Origin of the sequence: Pedobacter cryoconitis, from assembly GCF_014207135.1 — a bacterium.
Taxonomy (GTDB): Bacteria; Bacteroidota; Bacteroidia; order Sphingobacteriales; family Sphingobacteriaceae; genus Pedobacter; species Pedobacter cryoconitis_D.
In genome coordinates this window covers 89,413-97,840 of sequence record NZ_JACHCC010000017.1, presented here as the reverse complement: position 1 = coordinate 97,840, position 8,428 = coordinate 89,413, and the positions used below count along the sequence as shown (strand labels likewise).

Here is an 8,428-nt window from a genome sequence, read left to right as displayed (position 1 = left end):
GCAACGAACTTAACCAATGCAGCAGTAGTTTCTAAGATTACTGTCACCCCAGTTTCAGCGGTAGGTTGTGCGGGTCTGCCATTGACTTTTAAGATCACGGTAAAACCTACTTCCAATGTAGCGGCCATTACAGATAAAGTTTACTGCAATACTGATCCAGTACCAGTTCTTACTTTAGGAGGTAATATCAGTGGAGATACTTACAACTGGACAAATGACAATACGGCTATTGGCCTGGCTGCCTCGGGTACCGGAACACTGCCAGAATTTACCGCAACTAACTCAACCAATGCGGCAGTAGTGGCCAATATTAAGGTGACTCCAGTATCTACTGTAGGTTGCGCAGGTACTCCGATGACTTTTAAGATCACGGTAAAACCTACTTCAAACGTAGCAGCAGTCAGTGATGTAACTTACTGTAACGGGACAACGACAACAGGAATCACGCTGACGGGTAATATTACAAGCGATACCTACAACTGGAGCAATGACAACACAGCTATCGGACTTGCCGCTTCTGGTACGGGGATTATCCCATCGTTTACCGCAACTAACTCAAGCAATGCCGCAGTTGAAGCTACTATTACTTTAACCCCAGTATCGACAGTAGGTTGTGCAGGTCTAGCAAAGACTTTCAAAATCACCGTTAAACCAACGTCAAACGTAGCAGCAGTCAGTGATGTAACTTACTGTAATGGAGCAACTACAGCTGGAATCACGCTTACGGGGAATATCACTGGCGATACCTACACCTGGAGCAATGACAATGCGACTATAGGGCTTGCTTCTTCAGGTACAGGAACTATCCCGTCATTTACTGCAACTAACTCAACCAATGCACCAGTTGTAGCCAATATTAGGGTAACTCCGGTTTCTACAATAGGTTGTGCAGGTCTAGCAATGACTTTTAAGATCACAGTAAACCCAACAGTATCTCTGGCGCTGACATCAAACCCAGGAAGTAACATTGTATCAACCTGTATCAACACCCCAGTTTCACCCATTATTTATACTATAAGTAATGGAACAGGGGCAACCGTTAGCAATCTCCCGGCAGGAGTAACCGGAAATTACGTAAACGGGATATTTACAATCAACGGTATACCTACCGTTTCAGGTACCTACCCATACACAGTTACAACAACCGGCGGATGTGGATCTAAACAGCTTTTTGGTCAGATTGATGTATATCCTGACGCGACGATGGAGCTTGTTTCTGCTACAGGAAGCAATAACCCAGTATTATGTATAAATACTCCGCTTAATCCGATAACCTACAAAATAACCCATGCTACAGGTGCAACGACATCAGGTTTACCAGCCGGTCTGACTGGTCACTATGATCCGGCTACCAATCAGTTTATCATTAACGGAAACCCTTCGGTAGCGGGATTATTCCCTTACACCATCACCACTACAGGCGGATGTTCTTCAGTGACACTGAGTGGTACAATCCAGGTAAATCCTAATACGACCATACAACTGATTTCAGCCTTATCAACTGCAAATCAAACATTGTGTATCAATAGCAATCTTCAGAACATTATTTATCAAACTACCAATGCCACGAACGCCCAGGTTACAGGTCTTCCACTTGGAATCACCGGTACATTCAGTAATGGCCAGTTTACCATTAACGGAGTCCCTGCTCAGGCCGGAACATTCAATTATACCGTTACTGCAACCGGACTTTGTCAGGCACAACAACTGACAGGAACGATAACCGTGATCCCAAGTCCGATTGGCTTTAATGATCTCATCAACGACTTAAGCTGTACAAACAAAAGCATCCAATACGATTTGCAGGCAAATGTAAATAATGTTACAAAAGGAGGGAACGCTGTCCCTGCTTCATTCATCTGGACAGCTGGTCAGAATAATAATGTAACAGGACAACGTAATGGTTCTGGAAATACAATTAATGCAACCCTCATTAATATTAGTCATGCTGTTCAGCAAGTCATCTATACCGTAACACCGACATCTGTTTCTGGAGGTTGTCCAGGTACACCTTTTACGATTACAGTTAATGTTCCCGTTTGCAGTGGCTTATCGATTGCTAAAAGAGCAGACGTAACTATTGTTTCTGCCGTTGGCGATGTCATCAATTACATGATTACTGTAAAAAATACAGCTACTGCAAATCATACCAATGTAGAGGTAAACGATCCGTTCCTGGGCGGGATACTAACCGGACCTATTTCAGGAGATAACGGAAATGGAATACTCGAGGCCAATGAAACCTGGATCTACGCTGGAACGTATCGTGTCACACAGGAAGACCTCGATAAGAACGGTAAGCCCAATTCAGGCAGTGGTAAAATTATCAATACAGTGACGCTAAGAACAGCCGAGGATCCGACTTTATTAACAGCTAATGCAACGGTAGATATTGTAACCAAAGGGTCGATTGTGTTAGTTAAGACAGGTGTGGTCAGTTCCGATTTTACAACCATCACTTATACCTTTAAAGTGAGAAATACCGGGAAAGTAAGATTGAAGAACCTCAATCTTACAGACACTAAAATTATTGGAAAGATAGATCTTGGAATTACTGTATTAGAAGCTGGAGCCACCATTTCTGTTGACGCAGTTTATAAGATTACAGATGAAGAAAGAAGAGATGGAAGAGTAGTAAATACTGCAACTGTTTCAGGATATACACCAGCCGGAGATCCGGTTACAGATATTTCGGGTACACAAACAAACAATGACGACCCTACAGTTCATATTATAGTCGATGCACCTCAGGCTATCAATGACAGGGCAAGTGTGATGATTAATCAGGTTGTTACCTTCAGTCTTACAGATAACGATATACCTTCCACTAACGGACTGGATAAAGGAAGCATTGTGGTCACCAGATTACCTGCGCACGGACAGGTCCAGATTCATTCGGATGGGACGGTTACTTATACACCTGACAGAGGATATGCTGGTCCGGACGATTTTACCTACTCTGTGGCAGATAATAAAGGTAATATCAGTAATAAAGCACTGGTTAATATTACAGTTATACCTATCGATCTTTTCATTCCAAATACGATTACACCAAATGGAGATGGTAAAAATGATACGTTTAAAATCATTGGCAGGGAAAGCTTTGACAGTATTGATCTGCTCATTTTTAACCGGTGGGGAAATGAAGTTTACAGAAACAGTAATTACCTGGATGAATGGGGTGGATCAGGATTAGCTGAGGGAACCTATTACTACGTGATGCAGTTGAAGAAAGCAGGAAGTCAGATTACAAAAAAAGGTTGGATACTTATCAAACGATAAAATTATAATGAAGAATTGGTCTAAAATATTTCTGTTCCTTTGCTTAACCGGTTTATTTACTGGTCGGGCCATTGCGCAGCAGAATATTCAGTTTTCTCAATATATATTCAATACCTTAAGTGTAAACCCTGCCTATGCCGGTTATAAAGAGGAGTGGTTTGCACAAATGGCTGTGCGTAATCAGTGGGTTGGAATACCCGGCGCACCTAAGACAGCACAGCTCTCTATTGACGGTATTTTAGATCCGCAGACTACTAAACACGGTGTAGGTTTGCAGTTCACTTCCGATAAACTTGGACCGCAATCCTCCAATTCAGCAACTTTAAATTATGCATTCCGTTTACAGCTAGACGGAGCAGACACCAGACGTTTAAGTTTTGGTCTGGGTGTTGGAGTCGCACAATATGGTTTAAACGGAAATGCTTTAACCTCTGTAGATGGGGGAGATGGCTCGATTCCGGTAGGAGGCAGCAGCAGGCTTTCACCTGATTTCAGGGCGGGGATTTTCTATACAACGCCCTATTGGTATGTTGGTCTCTCGGCATTAAACCTGCTTAACAATTCTAAATCAGTTGATGATTACAGGAGAAGTTCTACTATTGCCGATAATATTGTACGTACCAGACACATGTACTTTGTTGCAGGTTCACTGGTTAATGTTTCTCCAGATCTGAGGTTCAGGCCCAGCATGATGATCCGCGAAGATTTTCTGGGACCAACCAATGCCGATTTTAATATAATGGCAATTTTCAGCGATAAAATCTGGCTCGGTGGTGGCTATCGGACCAGTCTGAAATTGTTCAAGAAAACATATATGAATACCGATGTGACCAGTCAGGCGGCACTGATCGGGATCGCCCAGTTTTATGTAAATGAACGTTTCAGAATAGGTTATTCTTATGATTACGCCCTTTCCGGATTGAATGGTTACCAGTCCGGAACCCATGAATTAACAATCGGTATAGCCTTCGGAAAGGCACCTAAATCTTCTATTTGTCCGAGAGTATTCTAAGAGCCTGGTGAAATTACAGTTCAGCTTGTAATTTCTGCCATACGTTTTCGGCTAATATCCGGTGACCTTCGGGTGTTGGGTGTATCCCGTCTTTTTGATTAAGCCTTGCGATCCCACCCACACCTTTCAAAAGAAAGGGGAGGAAGTCCATTTTATTCTTTTTGGCCAGCGCAGGAAAAATTGCACTGAAATCATGGGTATACCTTTCTCCCATACTCGGTGGCATCTGCATTCCGGTAAGTAACATCCTGGCCTGGGGATATTTCTGTTTTACTTTATCCACTATAGCCTGTAAATTATCAGCTGTTTGTTGAACAGGAATTCCTCTTAATCCGTCATTAGCACCCAGTTCCAGTACAAAAACATCAACCCGCTGTTTCAATAGCCAGCTAATCCGGCTTTTCCCTGCTGCAGAAGTTTCTCCGCTTAAACCCGCGTTAATCACTTTATAAGGTAAATGTAGAGAGTCGATCTTTTTCTGAATTAAAGCCGGGAAAGCCTGATCAGGGTCAACACCCAGACCTGCAGTCAGACTTGTTCCAAAAAACAGGATGTTTTTGATTGTTTGCTGCTTTTCTTTTGTCGTGGTTGTATCCTTCAAAGGTGTAACCGCCGTTTTATCTTCTGGTTTCTGTGCAGACCCGCAACCAGCAAGGGTTACGATCAACAGTATTAAAACGATGTAATTATAACGTAACTTATGCTTAATCATCATAAAAATGGATTGCTTTTTGATATATTTAAACAGGCTCTTACCCAAATATCACTAAATATCACCTTTAATCCTATTTCTTTGGAAACCATCCTGAATATAAAAAGAGTTAGTAAACAATATGAAAACGCAGGTTCTTCATTAACCGTACTTCATGATATTAATTTCTCTGTCCCTAAAGGAGCTGTGATCTCCGTTACCGGGCCTTCTGGTAGTGGAAAGACGACGCTTCTCGGGCTTTGTGCCGGACTGGACCGTGCCAGTTCAGGGTCGGTTGAGTTAAATCAGGTTGTTCTAGACCAGCTCTCTGAAGACCAGCGTGCAGTGGTCCGGAACAAGTATGTTGGATTCATTTTTCAGAACTTCCAGTTATTACCCACGCTGACTGCTCTTGAAAATATTATGGTTCCCCTTGAATTGAGGGGCGAAAAAAATATCCGTCCAAGGGCTATGGAATTATTAGATAAAGTAGGTTTAACCGACCGTGCGAATCATTACCCGGTACAGTTGTCAGGAGGAGAACAACAGCGTATTTCTCTGGCCAGGGCTTTTTCCAATACCCCTGCTATCCTGTTTGCTGATGAACCCACAGGAAACCTGGATGGAGAAACCAGTGAAAAGGTTATCCGTCTGCTGTTTGACTTAAATAAAGAAGCCGGTACAACCCTGGTTATTGTTACGCATGATCTTGAACTGGCATCCCGTACAGACAGGATTATACGCTTAAAAAATGGAGTGATTATAGCTGATGAGCAAAAAGCATATGTCTGAACCAAAGCCTGTTTTTAATACACAAGTTCCCGTTTCGTGGCTATTCAGAATGGCATGGCGGGACAGCCGGAAAAACCGCTCGAGATTGTTTCTTTTTACTTCTTCTATCATTCTGGGTATTGCTGCATTAGTGGCAGTATATTCATTCAGCGATAATTTACAGCGTGATATTGATGATCAGGCTAAAGTATTAACCGGTGCAGACCTGATTATAGATGGCCGTAAAGCGATCAGTGAGCCAGTCATCAATATGCTAAATACCCTGGGAGATCAGCGGGCCAAAGAACAGAGCTTTGCCTCTATGATTTATTTCATCAGAGGACAGGGGAGCCGTTTGGTCCAGATTAAAGCATTAGAAGGAAAATATCCATTTTACGGAGAGATTGAGACCACTCCGGCCGCAGCTGTTAAACAACTGGCCCAGGGCAGAAATGCGCTTGTAGATAAAACAGTCATGTTGCAGTTCAATGCCAAACCCGGAGATTCTATTCAACTGGGTAAACTCAATTTTGCGATTGCAGGATATCTGGATCAGGCACCAGGACAGAATGGAATTATAGCCACATTTTCGCCTGTGGTTTACATCAATCTAAAATACCTTCCTGAAACCGGACTGGCTCAGTTTGGGAGTCGTATCCATTATTCCTATTATTATAAATTTAATCAGGCATCCACTATTCCGGCACTGCTCAAAAAAATACAGCCTGTACTGGAGAAAGAAGGTTTGGATCATGAAACAGTAGCATCCAAAAAACAAAATACAGCCCGTTCTTTCAGAGATTTGAGCCGTTTCCTTTCACTGGCAGGTTTTGTAGCGCTGTTGTTGGGATGTATTGGAGTTGGCAGTGCGATCCATGTTTATATTCATGAAAAACTGGCTGCTATAGCTACTTTGCGTTGTATGGGATTAAGTGCCTGGGATGCATTTTTTATCTATCTGATCCAGTTAACCTTTATAGGGTTGGCAGGCGCAATAACCGGTGCGGCTCTCGGAACAGTGCTTCAGTTTTTACTGCCCTATGCACTGAAAGACTTTTTGCCTGTAGATTTCAGTATGCAGATTTCATGGACTGCTATTTTTCAGGGCGTTATTACAGGTGTTGTGATTGCGGTTCTGTTTGCCTTACCTTCTCTGCTTTCCGTACGCAAAGTATCTCCATTGAATGCCATCCGCCTCTCTTTTGAACAAGCTAAAACAAAAACAGACCCGGCAAAAATAATAGTGTACCTGCTCATATTTTTATTTATCCTGGGCTTTGCTTATCTGCAAATGAGCTCATGGTTACAGGCTGTTATCTTTTCTATGGGGTTGCTGACAACTATACTGATTTTTTACGGATTGTCTTTCCTATTGTTAAAGCTAGTGAGAAAGGCTTTGCCTACAGGGATAGCTTATGTCTGGCGGCAAGGCTTTTCCAATCTTTATCGTCCGGGTAATCTGACACTCATGTTAATTGTGGCTATCGGTTTATCCACTACACTCATTGCCACCTTATATTTTGTACAGGGAATACTTTTGAATAAAGTTACTTTATCTTCTGGAAAAACACAGGCCAACATGGTACTGTTTGACATCCAGAGTGACCAGGCCAAAGGCGTGAATACATTGGCTAAACAATATCATTTACCCCTGATGAACCAGGTTCCGGTGGTGACCATGCGCCTGGAAGAAATTAATGGTAAAACCGCTGCACAGCTGGTAGTGGCCGATAGTTTAAATAAAACAAAGGTTGCTGGTCAGGAAAATGAACGGAGAGAATCTTCTTCTTCCATTTTTAAAAGAGAAATCCAGGCTACCTATCAGTCAAAGCTGACTGATGCAGAGGAAATTACCAGTGGAAAATGGACTGGTCGGGTTAGCCCTGAAAAGGAACCCGTTTATATTTCGCTGGATGAACGTTATGCAGAAAGACTTGGGGTAAATGTGGGAGATAGTATACTTTTCAATGTACAGGGGATGATGCTTAAAACAGTGATCGGGAGTCTGAGGAAGATAGACTGGGTTAGAATGCAGACCAATTTTCGTATTGTATTTCCAGCTGGCGTACTGGAAGAAGCCCCTCAGTTTCATGTACTGATGACCCGTGTTCCTGATGAAAATATTTCAGCAGAATTTCAGCGTGCTGTTTTAAAGAAATTTCCGAATGTATCCGTCGTTGATCTTGATCTGGTACTGAAAGTATTGGATACACTGCTTGGTAAAATTAGTTCTGTAATCCGTTTTATGGCTTCTTTTAGCATTATTACAGGTTGGATCGTATTAATTTCTGCTGTGCGCAGCAGTAAAAACCAAAGGCTTCGTGAAATAGTTCTGCTCAGGACAATCGGGGCCCGGGAGAAACAGATTCTGGCAATTACGGCTATTGAATACCTGTTTCTCGGTTTAATGGCGGCAGCCGCTGGAATGGTTATTGCGCTGGCTGGTAGCTGGGCACTGGCTGTATATAGTTTTGAAACTAGTTTCAGTCCGCAGTTGTTACCAGTTCTGCTTTTGTTTACACTAGTTACACTAATTGTCGTAATTACAGGAATGTTGAGTAGCAGGGGCGTTTTAAGATCCCCACCTTTAGAAGTCTTAAGAAAAGATAGTTAGGTTAAAATGAATTTTAAATATGCAAATGCGGAACAATGTTTGCATCTTATCCGAAACT

5 protein-coding genes are annotated in these 8,428 nt (G+C 42.4%); 4 read left to right on the top strand and 1 reads right to left on the bottom strand.

Annotated elements, in window-relative coordinates; all coding sequences use genetic code 11:
- The coding region (locus HDF25_RS25320; RefSeq protein WP_184629205.1) for a PKD-like domain-containing protein at positions 1 to 3,282 on the top strand (3,282 nt) is incomplete at its 5' end.
- 7 nt (positions 3,283 to 3,289) lie between these two features.
- Positions 3,290 to 4,294: a type IX secretion system membrane protein PorP/SprF gene (locus HDF25_RS25315; RefSeq protein WP_184629204.1), complete on the top strand. Its 1,005-nt coding sequence runs from the start codon at positions 3,290 to 3,292 to the stop codon at positions 4,292 to 4,294.
- A gap of 13 nt (positions 4,295 to 4,307) precedes the next feature.
- Here HDF25_RS25315 and HDF25_RS25310 read toward each other — a convergent pair whose 3' ends face one another.
- Positions 4,308 to 5,009 (bottom strand): arylesterase, encoded by a 702-nt coding sequence (locus HDF25_RS25310; RefSeq protein ID WP_260409470.1) that lies wholly within the window; start codon positions 5,007 to 5,009, stop codon positions 4,308 to 4,310.
- A 78-nt stretch (positions 5,010 to 5,087) separates the two neighbouring features.
- On the opposite strand from HDF25_RS25310, the gene HDF25_RS25305 reads away from it, so the two are divergent.
- The gene (locus HDF25_RS25305) at positions 5,088 to 5,777 is read left to right on the top strand and encodes an ABC transporter ATP-binding protein (protein WP_184629211.1); all 690 of its coding nucleotides are present in this window, start codon (positions 5,088 to 5,090) and stop codon (positions 5,775 to 5,777) included.
- Entirely contained in the window at positions 5,770 to 8,370 is a 2,601-nt protein-coding gene (locus tag HDF25_RS25300; protein WP_221451023.1) for an ABC transporter permease, read from the top strand. Before HDF25_RS25305 ends, HDF25_RS25300 begins: the two co-directional genes overlap by 8 nt.
- Positions 8,371 to 8,428: the final 58 nt, after the last annotated feature.